14 protein-coding genes are annotated in these 16,253 nt (G+C 44.7%); 8 read left to right on the top strand and 6 right to left on the bottom strand.

Features of this window, described 5'->3' with window-relative positions; all coding sequences use genetic code 11:
* Positions 1-125 precede the first annotated feature (125 nt).
* Positions 126-2,744, bottom strand: coding sequence for a DNA mismatch repair protein MutS (mutS, locus tag J7I42_RS12575; protein WP_209139174.1), 2,619 nt, complete (start codon positions 2,742-2,744; stop codon positions 126-128).
* A gap of 330 nt (positions 2,745-3,074) precedes the next feature.
* On the opposite strand from mutS, the gene J7I42_RS12570 reads away from it, so the two are divergent.
* The 5 genes from J7I42_RS12570 to J7I42_RS12550 all read left to right on the top strand — a co-directional run bounded on the left by J7I42_RS12570 (position 3,075) and on the right by J7I42_RS12550 (position 7,192).
* Positions 3,075-3,614 carry an RNA methyltransferase gene (locus J7I42_RS12570; RefSeq protein ID WP_209139173.1) on the top strand — a complete coding sequence of 180 codons (540 nt, stop codon included), beginning with the start codon at positions 3,075-3,077 and terminating at the stop codon, positions 3,612-3,614.
* Between the two features lie 465 nt (positions 3,615-4,079).
* Complete coding sequence (locus J7I42_RS12565) at positions 4,080-5,039, top strand: UbiA-like polyprenyltransferase (protein ID WP_209139172.1); 960 nt, start codon at positions 4,080-4,082, stop codon at positions 5,037-5,039.
* On the top strand, positions 5,039-5,452 hold the full coding sequence (ruvX, locus tag J7I42_RS12560; RefSeq protein ID WP_209139171.1) for a Holliday junction resolvase RuvX: 414 nt from the start codon (positions 5,039-5,041) through the stop codon (positions 5,450-5,452). The genes J7I42_RS12565 and ruvX overlap by 1 nt, the downstream gene beginning before the upstream one ends.
* 218 nt (positions 5,453-5,670) lie before the next feature.
* Positions 5,671-6,249: a peptide deformylase gene (def, locus tag J7I42_RS12555; protein ID WP_209139170.1), complete on the top strand. Its 579-nt coding sequence runs from the start codon at positions 5,671-5,673 to the stop codon at positions 6,247-6,249.
* 7 nt (positions 6,250-6,256) lie between these two features.
* On the top strand, positions 6,257-7,192 hold the full coding sequence (locus J7I42_RS12550) for a hypothetical protein (RefSeq protein WP_209139169.1): 936 nt from the start codon (positions 6,257-6,259) through the stop codon (positions 7,190-7,192).
* 119 nt (positions 7,193-7,311) lie between these two features.
* On the opposite strand, the gene J7I42_RS12545 is transcribed toward J7I42_RS12550, so the two are convergent.
* Complete coding sequence (locus J7I42_RS12545; RefSeq protein WP_209139168.1) at positions 7,312-8,388, bottom strand: RluA family pseudouridine synthase; 1,077 nt, start codon at positions 8,386-8,388, stop codon at positions 7,312-7,314.
* A gap of 69 nt (positions 8,389-8,457) precedes the next feature.
* On the opposite strand from J7I42_RS12545, the gene lipB reads away from it, so the two are divergent.
* Positions 8,458-9,216, top strand: a complete 759-nt coding sequence (gene lipB, locus J7I42_RS12540) for a lipoyl(octanoyl) transferase LipB (RefSeq protein WP_209139167.1) — start codon at positions 8,458-8,460, stop codon at positions 9,214-9,216.
* Positions 9,217-9,428: 212 nt separating this feature from the next.
* On the opposite strand, the gene J7I42_RS12535 is transcribed toward lipB, so the two are convergent.
* Positions 9,429-10,352 (bottom strand): hypothetical protein, encoded by a 924-nt coding sequence (locus J7I42_RS12535; RefSeq protein ID WP_209139166.1) that lies wholly within the window; start codon positions 10,350-10,352, stop codon positions 9,429-9,431.
* A gap of 87 nt (positions 10,353-10,439) precedes the next feature.
* Positions 10,440-11,381, bottom strand: coding sequence for a 1-aminocyclopropane-1-carboxylate deaminase/D-cysteine desulfhydrase (locus J7I42_RS12530; protein ID WP_209139165.1), 942 nt, complete (start codon positions 11,379-11,381; stop codon positions 10,440-10,442).
* A gap of 44 nt (positions 11,382-11,425) precedes the next feature.
* Here J7I42_RS12530 and J7I42_RS12525 point away from each other — a divergent pair, with 44 nt between their 5' ends.
* Positions 11,426-12,331 (top strand): nucleotidyltransferase family protein, encoded by a 906-nt coding sequence (locus J7I42_RS12525; RefSeq protein WP_209139164.1) that lies wholly within the window; start codon positions 11,426-11,428, stop codon positions 12,329-12,331.
* A gap of 167 nt (positions 12,332-12,498) precedes the next feature.
* Here J7I42_RS12525 and J7I42_RS12520 read toward each other — a convergent pair whose 3' ends face one another.
* Positions 12,499-13,593 (bottom strand): S1C family serine protease, encoded by a 1,095-nt coding sequence (locus J7I42_RS12520; RefSeq protein ID WP_236065491.1) that lies wholly within the window; start codon positions 13,591-13,593, stop codon positions 12,499-12,501.
* Positions 13,593-14,165 (bottom strand): RNA polymerase sigma factor, encoded by a 573-nt coding sequence (locus tag J7I42_RS12515; RefSeq protein ID WP_209139162.1) that lies wholly within the window; start codon positions 14,163-14,165, stop codon positions 13,593-13,595. Before J7I42_RS12515 ends, J7I42_RS12520 begins: the two co-directional genes overlap by 1 nt.
* 222 nt (positions 14,166-14,387) lie before the next feature.
* Here J7I42_RS12515 and J7I42_RS12510 point away from each other — a divergent pair, with 222 nt between their 5' ends.
* Positions 14,388-14,597 (top strand): hypothetical protein, encoded by a 210-nt coding sequence (locus tag J7I42_RS12510; RefSeq protein WP_209139161.1) that lies wholly within the window; start codon positions 14,388-14,390, stop codon positions 14,595-14,597.
* Positions 14,598-16,253: the final 1,656 nt, after the last annotated feature.

Below are 16,253 nucleotides of genomic sequence, written 5' to 3'. Positions count from 1 at the left end.
TACTACGGGTTATTCCATAGAAAAACGAGTTAGCAAGCGGGTTATTGCAAGGTGCAAGATGATGTTAATGTTATGACCTTAGCATTAATTTCGATGAGGCAACCCTTTCCGGCGACCAGCGAATGTTATTTCACCAGGTTTTTTATTTCGTTTAGTTTTAAAAGCGCCTCAACGGGCGTTAACCGGTTGATATCGATGTCGGAAAGCATTTTACGAATACCCTCAAAAGTTTCGCTGTGAGCATCAAAAATAGATAGCTGTACTTTTTGAGCGGCAATTTCTTTTACCTGGTCCTGCAGCTTGTTTTGAACGTTGCCGGCAGGTTGGTCTTCATGCTTTTTTTCCAGCACTTTTAGGATCTCATTGGCCCGGTCAATAAGGGCAGGGGGCATGCCCGCCATTTTCGCGACGTGAATACCAAAGCTATGGGTGCTGCCACCGGGGGCCAGTTTACGCAGGAAGATGACCTTGTTGTTTACCTCTTTATTGGTAATGTGATAATTCTTTATGCGGGGCAATTTGTTTTCCAGCTCATTGAGTTCATGATAATGGGTGGCAAACAGGGTTTTGGGCGTATGCGGACTTTGATGCAGGTATTCTGCAATGCTCCAGGCAATGGAAATACCGTCGTAGGTGCTGGTACCCCGGCCTATTTCATCGAGCAGGATCAAACTGCGGGAAGAAATGTTGTTGATGATACTGGCCGTTTCATTCATTTCCACCATGAAGGTACTTTCGCCGCCGCTTAAATTGTCGGAAGCGCCTACCCGGGTAAATATTTTATCGGTTAATGGAACGCGTGCCGATGTAGCGGGCACAAAACTGCCCATATGCGCCATCAAAGTTATCAGGGCGGTTTGGCGCAGGATGGCGCTTTTACCACTCATGTTTGGTCCGGTGAGAATGATCACCTGTTGCGAGGCTGGTTCCAGGAATACATCATTGGAAATATATGGTTCGCCAACAGGTAAATTGCGTTCTATAACAGGATGGCGGCTTTCTTTCAGATCAAGCACACCATCTTCATGTAATTCAGGTTTCTTGTAATTAAAATGCAGGGCATTATGCGCAAAACACAACAGACAGTCGAGTATGGCCATTACATTTCCATTCACCTGCATAGGTGCAATGTAGTCTTGTAACTCCAGTAACAGCTTTTCATAAATGTCCAGCTCAATGGCCAGGATCTTTTCTTCGGCCCCGGTTATCTTTTCCTCATATTCCTTTAACTCAGCGGTGATGTATCTTTCCGCATTGGCCAGGGTTTGCTTGCGCATCCATTCGGCCGGCACTTTGCTTTTGTGCGAGTTGGTCACTTCCAGGTAATAACCAAATACATTGTTGAACCCGATCTTCAAAGAAGATATGCCTGTTTTCTCCGATTCTTTTTGTTGTAACTGAACCAGGTATTCCTTACCGTTGGTGGCAATATTGCGCAGCTCATCCAATTCGGCGTGAATGCCGGGTTGAATGGCGCCGCCCTTGGCAACCAGGGCGGGTGGGTTGTCTATGATCTCTTTGGTGATCTTTTCTTCAATATAACGGCATCCGTTCAAAGAATCGGCCAGCCGTTTCAGGTATTCGCTTTCCGTATTGCTGCATATTTGTTTTATCTCTTCAATATGCCGCAAGCCGCGCGCTATTTGCAATACTTCGCGTGGATTGATCTTTTTCAGTGGGATCTTGCTCACCAACCGTTCTATATCGCCGCATTGTTTTATATGCTGGATCAGTTTATTGCGCAGGTCAACCTCTTTGATAAAGAACTCAACCAGGTCGAGCCGTTCGTTTATGCGATTGATGTCTTTTAAGGGTAACAATATCCAGCGTTTCAACAAACGGGCGCCCATAGGCGATACCGTATTGTCGAGCACCTTATGCAGGTTGTTCCCATCGCCATGGCCAGTGCTGATCAGTTCCAGGTTTCGGATGGTAAAGCGGTCCATCCACAGGTAATCGTCGCGGTCGATACGCTGGATGCTGGTGATATGTTGCAGGTTGGGGTGTTCGGTATCCTTCAGGTAATGAAGTACCGCACCGGCAGCCACAATGCCCAGCGGCAGTTCTTCTACCCCAAAACCTTTTAAAGAATGTGTATTAAAGTGTTTCAGCAGGCTTTCGGTAGCATAGGGACCGTCGAAGATCCAGCTTTCCATGGTATAGGTATAAAAGCGGGACCCAAATACTTCTTTGAAATGCTTTTGAAAACTGCGTTGAAAAATTACTTCAGCTGGTTTCAGCGTTTGTAATAGTTTGTCGATGTATTCTGAATTGCCTTCGGCCACAAAGAACTCCCCAGTTGAAATATCCAGGAAAGCAATACCGGCCTGGTCTTCGGTAAAATGAATACCGGCCAGAAAGTTGTTGCTGTTATGCTCCAGCATTTTATCGTTGGTGGCCACGCCGGGTGTCACCAGTTCAGTTACGCCGCGTTTCACAATGCCTTTTGCGGCTTTAGGATCTTCCAACTGATCGCAAATGGCCACACGATAACCAGCCCGCACCAGTTTATGCAGGTACGTGTCGAGGGCGTGGTGGGGAAACCCAGCCAGCTCGCTGCTGAAGGCCGCGCCATTATTTCTTTTGGTGAGGGTAATACCCAGCACCTGTGAGGCAATAACGGCGTCCTCGCCAAAAGTTTCATAAAAATCACCAACTCTAAATAACAATACAGCATCGGGGTATCGTTGTTTAATAGCCCGGTGTTGTTGCATCAAAGGAGTTTCTGTAGTAGCTTTTGACATGGTGGGCAAATATATAGGGTTTGGGAACGCATAAAAAAAGTACGGAATCTTATGTGGAGAAATTGGGGGCAAGTTGGTGAGTGAGTGGTGAGCTGTGAGTGGTGAGTGGGCTCGCTAATTTTCGAGGAGCTTGTCTGGTCGGCACCTCATTTCGCCGTTTGCCGATTGCCGTCTCCCGTTTGCCGATTGCCGTCTGCCGTTTGCCGTCTGCCGTCTGCCGTCTTCCGTTTGCCGTCTGCCGTTTGCCGTCTGCCGACTACTGCCGACTAGTCGTGAACCCTTTCACGTTTCACGTTTGACGTTTCACGACTTCCAACTACCTTTGCCGGCATGCGTAAGCTAAGTATGGACGAATTGAACCGCAAATCGGTTCATGAATTTAAAGAGGCCGAAAAAATGCCAGTAGTAGTGGTGTTGGATAATATCCGCAGCATGCACAATGTGGGCAGTGTATTCCGTACGGCCGATGCTTTTTTATTACGCGGTATCTATTTGTGCGGCTATACCCCTCAGCCACCGCACCGCGATATACATAAAACGGCCCTGGGCGCTACTGAAACCGTGGAATGGAAATATGCCGAAACAACTGTAGAGGCCGTACAACGGCTAAAAGAAGATGGTTACCAGGTATTTGCCATTGAACAGGTACAGGACAGCATCCCCCTGCACCAATTCGATATGAACCAACACAGTCCTGTGGCTGTTGTATTCGGCAATGAAGTAAGCGGGGTTGAGCAGGAAGTGATCAAATTGTGCGATGGCTGCATCGAAATTCCGCAGCTTGGTATGAAGCATTCCCTGAACATTTCTGTGGCCGCCGGTATTGTGTTGTGGGAACTGGTTAGGAGTAAGATAGGCAATGGGCAATAGGCAGAAGGCAGAAGGCAATAGGCCGTAGGCAATAGGCAATAGGCAGTAGGCAGTAGGCAGAAGGCAGAAGGCAGAAGGCAGAAGGCAGAAGGCAGAAGGCAGAAGGCAGAAGGCAGAAGGCAGAAGGCAATAGGCAGAAGGCAGAAGGCAATAGGCAGTAGGCAGTAGGCAGTAGGCAATAGGCAATAGGCAGTAGGCAGTAGGCAGTAGGCAGTAGGCAGTAGGCAGTAGGCAGTAGGCAGTAGGCAGTAGGCAGTAGGCAGTAGGCAGTAGGCAGTAGGCAGTAGGCAGTAGGCAGTAGGCAGTAGGCAGAGAATTTTTGGAGATGCAAGATAGGTATTAGTCTCAACATTCGTGAGTCATGTTTGCCGTTTGCCGTTTCACGTTTGCCGATTCATCCCGGCTAAGCCGGGACCTGTTTCAATCAATATTCACTATTGAAAATTCAATATTCAACATTAATACATGAGCACCGTTAAGAAATACCTGAGCCTGATAAAATTTTCGCATACCATTTTCGCCATGCCCTTTGCGCTGATCGGCTTTATGCTGGGCGTGTATGCCTTCTTCACCAACGGCATTGCCGATGCCCAACAATCGTTTGGAAAGGGTGGGGAAATAATACATACTGTTATCAGGTTCACCCCCAATTATACCCGGTTAGGCGTTTTATTAGGACTGGTTATCCTGTGTATGATCTTTGCGCGCAGCGCGGCTATGGCCTTCAACCGTTACCTCGACCGCGAGTTTGATGCACAAAACCCCCGCACCGCCATTCGCGAAATACCTGCCGGTATTTTAAAAGCAAACAATGTATTGTTGTTCACTTTTGTTTGTGCCGTGGCGTTTATGATCACTACCTGGTTCATCAACCGCATTTGTTTCCTGTTATCGCCGGTGGCTTTATTTGTGGTGTTGTTCTATAGCTATACCAAACGCTTTACCCCGCTTTGCCACCTCGTGTTGGGATTGGGTTTGTCATTGGCGCCTATTGGTGCTTACCTGGCGGTGACCGGTGCCTTTTCTTTGTTACCCATCCTGTTCTCCTTTACGGTGATCTTTTGGGTAAGCGGGTTCGATATCATTTATGCACTACAGGACGAAGAGTTCGATAAATCAAAACAATTACATTCTATCCCCGCCTGGTTGGGTAAAAAGAAGGGATTGCGGGTATCAGAACTGTTGCACGTTTTAAGCGCGGCTTGTGTTATCACTGCCGGTCTGTATGGACATTTTCACTGGTCATACTGGATAGGGGTGGCTGTTTTTGTGGGAATGCTGCTGTACCAGCATTCTATTGTAAAACCAACCGATCTGCGTCGCGTGAACCTGGCTTTTATGACTGCCAATGGTATCGCCAGTGTGGTGTTTGCCGTATTTGTGATCATTGACCTCGTTATTGCCTATAAAACATTGACAAATTAATGGCCCGCATACTTTCAATAGATTACGGCGGAAAACGCACCGGCCTGGCAGTTACCGATCCCTTGCAGATCATTGCCACGGGTTTAACAACGGTTGAAACACCTAAGCTGTTCCAGTTCCTGAAAGCCTATTTCGCCAAAGAACCCGTGGAACTGATCCTTATGGGCGAACCCAAAAACTGGGACGATTCCGATACGCACGCCACGCCGCTGGTTAAAAAAGCCGTGGAGCGGCTGAAAAAAGAATTCCCAACCATTCCCATTAAAATGTGGGATGAACGCTATACCTCTAAAATGGCCTCCCAGGCCATGATAGATATGGGGTTAAAGAAAAAACAACGTCAGAACAAAGCCCTGGTGGATGAGATCGCCGCTACTATCATGTTACAGGAGTATTTACGTAGTATTAGTTGATAATCAATGAGAAGTTGCAGGTGAACCGGCAATCGGCAATCCGCAATCGGCAATCAAAAGCCGGAAAACCGGTTACCGGAAACAGGATCGCTCAGGACTGGAAACCGGTAACATAACCTTATTTATCAGGATTTTGTGCATTACTGCCGACTGCCGATTGCCGATTCACGATTCTTCAAGTAACTTTGCCGACTGAATAATAAAACAACCGTTAAAGAATGATATTACCGATCGTAGCATATGGTGCTGATATTTTGAGGAGTAAGGGTAAAGAAATCACCCCCGACTATCCAAACCTGGCAAAATTGATTGAAGATATGTGGGAAACCATGTATGCCAGCAGTGGAGTAGGGTTGGCTGCCCCGCAGATCAATAAGGACATTCGCTTATTTATTATAGACAGTGCTCAGATCTTTGAGAACCAGGAAGAAGATGAAAAAGGGAAATACCCTGATGAACCAGGCGTAAAGCAGGTATTCATCAATGCCCAGATAAAAGCGCTCGATGGCGAAGAATGGGCCTATAATGAAGGATGTTTAAGCATTCCCCGGATAAGGGAAGATGTAATGCGCAATGAAAGCGTAACCCTTACCTATGTAGATGAGAATTTTGTGGCTCAGGAAAAAACATTCAATGGCCTTACCGCCCGTATTATTCTGCACGAATACGACCATATTGAAGGAAAATTATTTATCGATTACCTGAAGCCTTTTAAACGAAAACTGTTGCGTGGCAAACTGGATGATATTTCAAAAGGCAAGGTTCGGGCCGACTATAAAATGATTTTTCCTAAATAGTGTCCCCATGTTACGAGCCTGTTGGCGCGTTATTATTTGCCTGGTCATTTCCTGTCAGCTCAATGCCCAGGATACCCTGGTAAAAATTCAAAACAAAGCGGTTACCTTAAAAGAGGTGGTTGTTCGCAACAATCTGAACGTGGCTGCTTTTATTGAACGCATCAAGAACGATACTACTTTTTACAAAGCCTTTCGCAACCTGAAAGTGCTGGGGTACACTTCGTTGAATGATATTGCGATGTTCGATAAAAAAGAACAGGTAATAGCATCCCTTCACAGCCGTACGCACCAGGTGGTGAACCATGGTTGCCGGTTTACCCAGGTGTTGGAAGAACAAACCACGGGCGACATATACGACAAACATCATCAGTTCAACTATTATACAGCCGGCATGTATGCCGGTTTGTTTTTTGCGGTAGATACTGTTTGCGGGGAAACCAATATTGTAAAAGACGCAGCTTTTAGCACACAGGGCAAAAGCGGGCTGGCCAGACATAAGGAACAACTAAAAATGCTGTTCTTCAACCCCGGTAAGAAGATCCCTGGCATTCCCTTCATTGGTAATAAAGTAGCCTTGTTCGAGGATGACGTGGCCGCTCGTTATGATTTCACCATCGATATGGATGCCTTTAAAGGCGAAATGTGTTATGTGTTTACCTGCAAGCCGCGGGCTGATCTATCGGGAGGAGAAAAAGATAAAATTGTAGTGAACAACATGACCACCTGGTTCAATATAAATACCTGGGAAATTGTAGCCCGTAATTACGACCTCAGTTATGATGCCGGCGTGTATGATTTCGACGTTCGGATGGAAGTTGAAATGACAAAATTCGGCGACTACCTCGTTCCCAAAGTGCTACGCTATGATGGTAACTGGGATGTGGTGATGAAGAAAAGAGAGAAATCAGTTTTTACAGCGACTTTATTTGATTTTGGTAAATAAAGCAAAAGCCCATCCTGGTAACCAGCATGGGCTTTCGTTTTTGTATTTACTGATCAACTGGTAAACTCATTAACTGATCAACCTCCATCAACCTGTTAACGGATTAACTGGTCAACCGATCAACTAATATTCTTCGTCTTCGCATATCCTCTCCACTTCTCAAACAACTTCTGCATATCCTCAGGCATTTCACTATTGAATACCACTTCCTTGCGGGAACGGGGATGAATAAAACCAATAGTTTTTGCATGTAAGGCATGCCGTGGGCAAAGCGCGAAACAATTGTCGACAAATTGTTTGTACTTGGTGAAAACGGTCCCTTTTACGATCCGGTCGCCCCCATATAATTCATCATTGAATAAGGGATGGCCAATGTGTTTCATATGTACGCGGATCTGGTGGGTGCGGCCTGTTTCCAGTTCACATTGAACAATGGTCACATAACCCAGGCGTTCCAGTACTTTGTAATGGGTAACAGCATCCTTACCCACCTCGCCATCGGGGTAAGCATCGAATATTTTGCGGAAACGCTGGTGGCGGCCAATGTGCGCCCGAATGGTGCCTTCATCTTCAGCCACATCGCCCCACACCAGAGCTATATATTGGCGATGAATGGTGTGATCGAAGAATTCTTTCGCCAGACAGGTAACTGCTTTTTCAGTTTTAGCCAGCACCATTAAACCGCTGGTATTTTTATCAATCCGGTGGACCAGTCCAAAACGGGGCAGGTTATCGGCCGAAATATTGCTGTTCTGCTGTTGTAAATACCAGGCTACACCGTTGATAAGCGTACCACGGGGGTTGCCGCTTGCTGGGTGTACTACCAGCCCAACAGGTTTATTAATGATGAGGATGTCATCATCTTCAAACACGATATTTAAAGGCATTTGTTCCGGGATGATCTCTTCCCCGTGCATCTCCTTATCGGAGTATACAATAATTTCTTCGCCCGGCTTTATTTTGTGATTGGCCTGAACGGTTTTACCGTTTACCGTAACCCGGCCATTTTCAATGCTTTGCTGCACTTTGTTACGGGACGCGTTCTCAATACGGGCCACCAGGAATTTATCGAGCCGCATGGGTTCCTGGCCTTTATCAACCACTAAACTGAATCGTTCGTATAGTTCTTCCGCGCCTTCTACACCTTCTACATTCTCATCCTGTTCGTTGAAAACATTGCTATCCTTTATAGTCATGGGGTCTCACTGTTTCGGCAAAGGTAACAAACTAGGGGGAGTTGTATAAAGTAGTACATTTGTTTCTATATGGAAACCAGTAATAAACAGACCGTTCTTTTCCGGGACCTGGGAAATATGGAGTACCGGCACGCCTGGGACCTGCAGGAGCAGCTGTTAAAAGAGAATGTGGAGGTAAAGTCGGCAATCCGCAACCGGCAGTCGGCGATAGGTACCCTCGCGAACGGAGATGAGATTGAAAATGAGGGAGTTGTACTTGATACCAATCACTATTTGTTATTTGTAGAACACCCACCCGTATATACGCTGGGCAAAAGCGGCGATATAGGAAATGTGCTGATCAGTGAGGAAGAAAGGGCCGCCAGGGGGATCAGCTTTTATTATAGTAACCGGGGCGGCGATATTACCTTTCATGGTAAAGAACAACTGGTTGGCTATCCCATTCTTGATCTTGATAAATTCTATACCGATCTCGGCAGGTACCTGCGCAGCCTGGAAGAGGTGATCATTTTAACGATGGCCGAATATGGGCTGAAAGGCGAACGTTCGCCCGGCGAAACCGGCGTATGGCTGGATGCGGCCATTCCCGGCAAGGAACGGAAGATCTGCGCCATGGGCATTCGTTGCAGCCGCTGGATCACCATGCATGGGTTTGCCTTCAATATAAATACCGATCTCTCGTATTTCAATTATATCATTCCCTGTGGTATTCAGAATAAACAGGTTACTTCATTGGAGAAAGAGCTGGGACGAAAATTGGACCTGAACGAAGTGAAGGAGAAAGTAAAAAGGAATTTTGAGAAGGTGTTTGATGTAGAGTTGGTATAGTGAGTGGTGAGTTGTCAGTGGTGAGTGATGTCCTTTACTCAGCCTCACTACAAAATTCAAACATCACGATAGGCTAAAAATATGAGTGCCCTTATAGAAGAAAATTTTCTATAAGGGCACTATCTTTTATAAATGTTTTAAGGCTGAAACCAATCAGGAGGCCCAAATGTCGAGCTCCTACTCACCACTCACAACTGACAACTCACGTGCCTTTATTCCTTCGGTATAAAAAATCTATGTTTCTCCTTTAGCTTTCCATCCTCATACAATTCAAACTTATACCACCCCGATCGAAGGAAGTTCACCTTATCGATCAGTAGGGGCGATTCTTTTATTTCATCGATATCGAACTGGGGAATGCCCTGCATATCAAAGAATTTGATATTGTATTTATGCAAGCTTGCGGTAGGCAGGTTAATGGTTACGTTACCATCTTTTTCAGTATAAACGAATTTGGAAGGTTTGTATACTTCTTTGGGAACAAATGGTTTTAACACAATGGTATCTAATCCTACAAAAGCCATGGTGTCCTTTGTTTTGGTGACCATGGAGTCACGGAACTTCTTCAGGTCTTTTGCGTTGATGGTAGCAACCAGCGTATCGCGTTTTTTTACAAAGTAGAATTTTTCCGGTTCCGGCGGTTTCACCACCACCGGGGGCGGTGTGGTGGTAGTAGTGGTGGTAGTGGGTTGCAGTTTTTCTTTTATTTCCTCCGCCTGTTTTTCCGAAACACCTTCCGAAATGACCACCCGGCGGGCGTTCTCGGGCTGTTGTTTTTCAGCTACCTTAACGGTATCGAAAAAAGGCCTTTTTGATTGAGTGAACAGGAACTGACCATTGTTCTTAACCACGAATATGCGGTAAAACTGGTTCATATCCGGCGCTTTACTATCTACAAAACCGTTCTGTGGGACAGTAGGGTCGGCCATTGACATAATGGTAACAAAACCCTTAAGACTGTCTTTTGAACGTTGAATACTTATTTGAGTAACAATAGGATAGTTGTTCACCCAGCTGATGATAGCTTTTTTATTTCCCTTGGTTACAACAGAAAACTTAGGTAACGTATCCTGCGCCCAGCTATTGGTATATAAGGTACAAGTTAGTATTAGTAGTAAAGCTGCCAGTTTGCGCATGCGCCAATAATATTGAATTATACGGTGGTAAAGGATTTGGCGTCGCAAATATACTGGTTTTGCGACGGCGATATTTTATATTACAACTTACAGATATGTTAATGTTCCGGCTGGTAACGACCGGTTTCCCTGTAATCCGCCACTATGCACCAACAGCATTCGACTGCCAGGTTGAAAATAATTGTTTTGCACCAGATGCATAACGCCGAATAGCAATTTGCCAGTATATACAAAATCGGTTGGCAGCTCATGTTGCTGATAAATGTTATTCATAAAACGGACAAGTTCATCCGTTTTTCGGGCATAACCGCCAAAATGATAATCGTAAAAAATGGTGTATTGCTTTGGGTTGGCTGCATAGGGTTTTACAAAACTGTTCAAACTGTTGTTTTCGTCATCCGGTATTTTTAGACTGCAAATACCAATTACCTGTTGATGAGGCAAAGCGGCGTGCACTAAACCTGCAAGCATAGTGCCGGTGCCGGTGGCGCAGCATATATGTGAATAACTTTCTATTTGTGTGAGTGCTGCTATGTCAGCCGCGCCCAGTACACCCAGGAGGCTTTGTCCGCCTTGCGGAACAATGTAGTAATCGGGGTATTTTTCCTGAAGTACCGGAATTATGGCAGCTTCATTACTGTATTCGGCGCGGGAAATAAACTGTAATTGCATGGCATATTCCTGCACTTCCTGTAAGGTGGCCGAAAGGGTGAACGGTCGTTCGCCACGAATAATACCTATGCTGGCCAGGTTGTTCTGGGCACAGGCAAGGGCGGTTGCTACCAGGTGGTTCGACCAGGCCCCGCCAAAAGTGAGGATGCCTTTTTTGTTTTGTTGCAGCGCTTCCTGGAGATGATATTTCAATTTGAACCATTTGTTCCCCGAAATGACCGGATGTATCAGATCGAGTCGCAATATATCCATGGCAGCATTTTTTCTATGTAGCAAATCGTCGTTAACTGGCTGTACTACTGCTTTTTTTATGTCAACAGGTTGTGCTATTACTTTATTTACCGACATAGTTTTCATCACATATTTTTATATTTTCGTGCTCAATTTTTAAAAATACAATAATGGAACCAACTCTTTTGATTTTAGCCGCAGGCATGGCTTCCCGCTACGGTAGTATGAAACAGATCCAATCATTCGGACCCGGTGGTGAAACGATCATGGATTACTCTATTTATGATGCTATACGCGCTGGATTTAAAAAAGTGGTGTTTATTATCCGCAAGGAATTTGCTGACGATTTTAAAGCCATAGTAGAACCCCCATTAAAAGGGAAAATAGCTATCGATTATGTATACCAGGACCTGAAATCATTTACAGATGGTTACCAGGTGCCTGCCGACCGCACCAAACCCTGGGGAACTGCACATGCGGTACTGTGCGCTAAAGATGCCATCAATGAACCATTTGCGGTGATCAATGCCGATGATTTTTATGGTCGCGATGCATTTGAAAAGGCGTATAAATTTCTTACCAAAGATGTAAATGACAACACCTATTCTATAATCGGCTATGAGTTGCTGAAAACATTAAGCGACAATGGTACCGTTAACCGCGGAGTTTGCCGGGCCAATGCCAATGGCGACCTGGTAGCCATTGCCGAACGTATAAACATTGCAAAGAAAGATGGTAAAATTCTCGTTGACGATGACCAGGAACCCAAAGAACTGCCCATGGATTCTCAGGTGTCAATGAACTTCTGGTGTTTTTCACCTTCCATCTTCCCTTACTCTGAAAAACTGTTCAATGAGTTTCTGAATGAAAAAGGAAACCTGACCAACCTAAAATCAGAGTTCTTTATTCCCATTGTGGGCGATAAATTCATCAACGTTAACAAGGGTACAATAAAAGTGATCCCTACATCTGCCCAATGGTTTGGCGTAACTTATAAAGAAGATGCCCCTGAAGTAAAAGCCAATTTGGAGCAATTAGTGGCTGCAGGTGAATATCCGGCATCATTGTGGAAGTAAGTATGTAAGTGGATGGGTTGACCAGTTAACATCAACAGGTTAACCCATCGACTACTAAATAGAAGTCCCACCATAAAAGAAAAAGCCTCCCGATATTTCGAGAGGCTTTTCCTTTATATATTTCAGCTTTCAGGCTGTATTTGCATGCAGCTTGAGGCTTATAGCTCTTAGTAACATTTCACCATAAATACGCCTTCTTCAATGCGCTTGATCTGTTGTACGCGGTCGAGGTTTTTGATAGAAGAGTTCATGGTTAAACGGATATTCTGGAAGGCGGTATCCTTTTTAACTTCTTCCAGGCTGCGGAAGATGTTCTTAAAGGAAACGGCAAAAACAACGCCTACCGCCTGTGTTTGACGGGCAGTGATAACACCCACCACTTCACCATTCTTATTGAATACAGGGCCACCAGAGTTACCCGGGTTAGCAGATACACCCAGCTGGAATGATAAGGTGTCGCCATTATAACCGGTTTTGGCACTCATGTAACCTTCGTTGTACACAATTTCTTCGCGGGGGAAACCCAGAATGAATAAAGGTTCGCCCAGATCTGTACCGCTTTTGCGGATCCCATAGGGCAGGGGACCTATACTTCTGAAATCGTCGTCCTGGATCTTCAGAATAGCTACATCAGTTTCTTTATTGGTATATATAATACGTGTCCTGAATTCCTGTCCTTTGCTGTTTTGGACTACCACACTGGTTGCACCATTCACCACGTGTTCATCGGTTACAATGTATCCCTTGCCATCTATCAGAAAGCCGGTGCCACCAAAACGTACGGGGGTATTTTCAGGCGCTTTGGTAATGCGCTCCTGTACCTTGGTAATGACTTCGTTGGCTTTTTTCGTTATTTCCGATTTGTAATCGTTTCTTAACCTTTGAAGATCATTGGCGGTTTTCTTTTGGGTGTAATAAGAGGCCATGCTGGCGATAAGAAGGGTAGTGATACCAGCGATTGAGGCGGCCACAGCCATAACCCTTTTGTATTTGCGAAACAATTGAATAACAGTAGCTTTGGGAGCTTCCTCGGTTATTGCGCCCGTCTCGAGCAATTGATTATGAACGTCGTTCAGGGTAGATTTAAAAGACTTCCATTCGCTAAACTGGTCAATCTGTTGTAAAAACATAGTGTGTTCCACTACTTTTTCATCCACTTCCGGATTACTTTTTCGCAGTTGCTCAAAGGAAGCCATTTCTTCCGGTGACATTTCGCCCCGAAGAAACCGTTCAATAGCATCTAATAATTGTACATCTTGCATCACACGTCGTTGTTTTTAAATTCGGCAAAGAATAATTTCCGAAGCCTCATCAGACATTTGTATTTCTGATTTTTGGCGTTATCAGCGTTTGTATATCCAAAATGGCCGGCAATATCTGTCATGCTTCTCTTCTGCAAATAAAAAGCCTCTATTAAGCTTTTGCAGGGTTCGCCCAGATGCAGCAATGCTTTTTCCATCATCAGGAATTCTGTATTACGCTGACCGTGGCTGTCTATTTCTTCTTCCACCGGTACCGTGTCCTCAAGTCCTATCACATTGGGAAGATACTTCTGTTGTTGTTGCAGTTTTTTCAGCCATAACCGCCGGCTAACCGAATAAACATAGGTTTTAAGCTGGGCGGTTAATTCGAAAGAGCCGGTTTTGGCCTTCTCATACAACACAATTACAGTTTCCTGGAATATATCCCGTGCATCGTCGGCAGTTCCATTGTTGTTGATTATCAACGCTTGAACCATATTATAATAAAGCTTATATATGGTCTCAACGGAATTCCGGTCGTTCAGTGCCAATCCTTTTAACAGTGCTTTTTCGTCGGTTGAATCTATTTTCACGCTTTGTAACCATTAATTAATACTCAATTTAAGGAGAAGTAACCCAACCAGTTCGTAAAATTCAGGCCCATTCTCGTAAAATTGGGGTTGAAAATCAACCCGGCCGGAAAGATTGAACTTTTTTCAGAAAAAAATAAAAAATTCCTGGGTTACGGGGTTACCTTTCTTCGTTTACTGTATTAAACTACATAAATCATTTGTTAACAAACAAAAAACGGTACAATGAAAAAACTGTTGTTAGTATTAGCTATTGGTTCTTTATTCGCTGTAGCATGTAATGATGGCGGAAGCGCAGACACTGAGTCTAAAACAGATACTGCTGCTGCAGCTACAACTGTAGATACTACAGCTGCTCAAGCTCCTGCTGATACTACTGCTCCTGCACCTGCAGTTGACACTACTAAAAAAGTAGACACTTTAAAGAAGAAATAAGTTTTTTTTCATATGGCAAGCAATCGTTAGAGGCCGTCCTGATCCCAGGATGGCCCTTTTCAGCAAGCCATAAGAAATTGACCCTCCCGATAATATCGGGAGGGTTTTTTTATGCCCGGCCGGGAAGGGCAGGTGACTGGCAAACTGTAAAGTTCCCCGCTGTTTTTACCCTCACAAGTGTAAAGTATCTAAAGCTCCGGCCGGCTATTGGTATAGTTGCTTCCCGATTTATTCTCCTTCGGTCTATTTTAGGACGAAACAAGAAGCTGCTTGAATGGGGCCAACCTGTAGGGGAGTTGCCTGATAGTTGTCTAATAGTGGTCAGGAAGTTGTCTGGGAATGGTCATACGGACTAGAGTCCTTAGAGCATATCCAGAGCACCCGTAGAGAATACCCAGGCAAGTAAACTACTATTCTGCTGCAATTTCGCTACCAGTAAGCTATCATTCCGGTTATAGGACTTATTTTTTGGGGATAATCTTCGATATGTCCGATGTGTTATAATACAATTTGTTCGGGACTTGTCCGGGTCCCTCTAAGGGAAACAAGGTGTTTTTGTCGGGATATGCCGAAGAAAAGCAAAACAAGACCTAAGGCAGCCTAAGCGCAAACCCGAAGGTGAGTGGACATTGGGGATTGTGAGTGGGGAGTGATTTGCGAATTTTCAGAACTCATAAAAATTAGCGAGGCCTTTCAACCTTCAAGATTCACCTTGCTCTTTATCTGGTCTACTGGTAAACTGGTCAACCTGCCTCCACCTGATGGTACCTTGATAGCACCTCAATTCCTTCTTGTTGGGTCCTCATTGCTACCTCGGCGCCCGAGGGCCCAAAGAGAAGGTTTCGGGGAGGAAAAGCGAAGGAATAGAAAAACCATCCCCGGTTTTGAACATCTGTCCCTCCATTTTCCCCGGACCGTCACACAAAAAATAAAATTCCGAGGAGAGAAATTACCAAGCGTCCCGCCGGTTTCCGGTAAGTCATCACAACAGTTTTCGAAGCCCGTCACAGGATGGGTCCAATCGGGAAACTGCTCAGCAGTCCATAGGTAAGGCACCCTTCGATAGTTTACTGCGAGCAACTATCGGCAAATGGGGTAGTAGAGGTCCTATTCCTGCAATATTTTCAAAAAGGATGAAGAAATATTTTGTCAAATGAAAAATACGGCTACCTTTGCACCCCCAAACGAAAACGGGGCAGTGAAAAAGCAGCAGAGATTTAGAAAGATAGCAAGTAAGAATCACTGAAAATCAGCTCTTAGAAAGGAAAAAAGAAAAAGAAAAAAGTGAGAAAAGATTTGGTGAAATGAGAGAAACGCTTACCTTTGCACCCCCAACGAAAACGGGACAGTGAAAAAGGAAAGAAGAGAAAAAGAGGACAAGATGAATCACTGAAAATCAGCTCTTAGAAAGGAAAAAAGAAAAAGAAAAAAGTGAGAAAAGATTTGGTGAAATGACAGAAACACTTACCTTTGCAACCCCAATCGAAAAGAAGGGAAGCGAGGAAAGAAAGAGAGGAAGAAAGGAAGAGAATAAGAGCAAGTTAATGAAGTTAGAAATAAGATGAGTGAGAAGGGAAAGAGGTAAAGAAACCATGATATTATAAAGATCTTTGAAAGTTTGGAAGCAACAGCACTTGAATAATTTCAAGTAAATTA

Origin of the sequence: Niastella soli (genome assembly GCF_017742245.1) — a bacterium.
GTDB lineage: Bacteria > Bacteroidota > Bacteroidia > Chitinophagales > Chitinophagaceae > Niastella > Niastella soli.
This window is presented reverse-complemented; position numbering and strand designations above follow the sequence as displayed.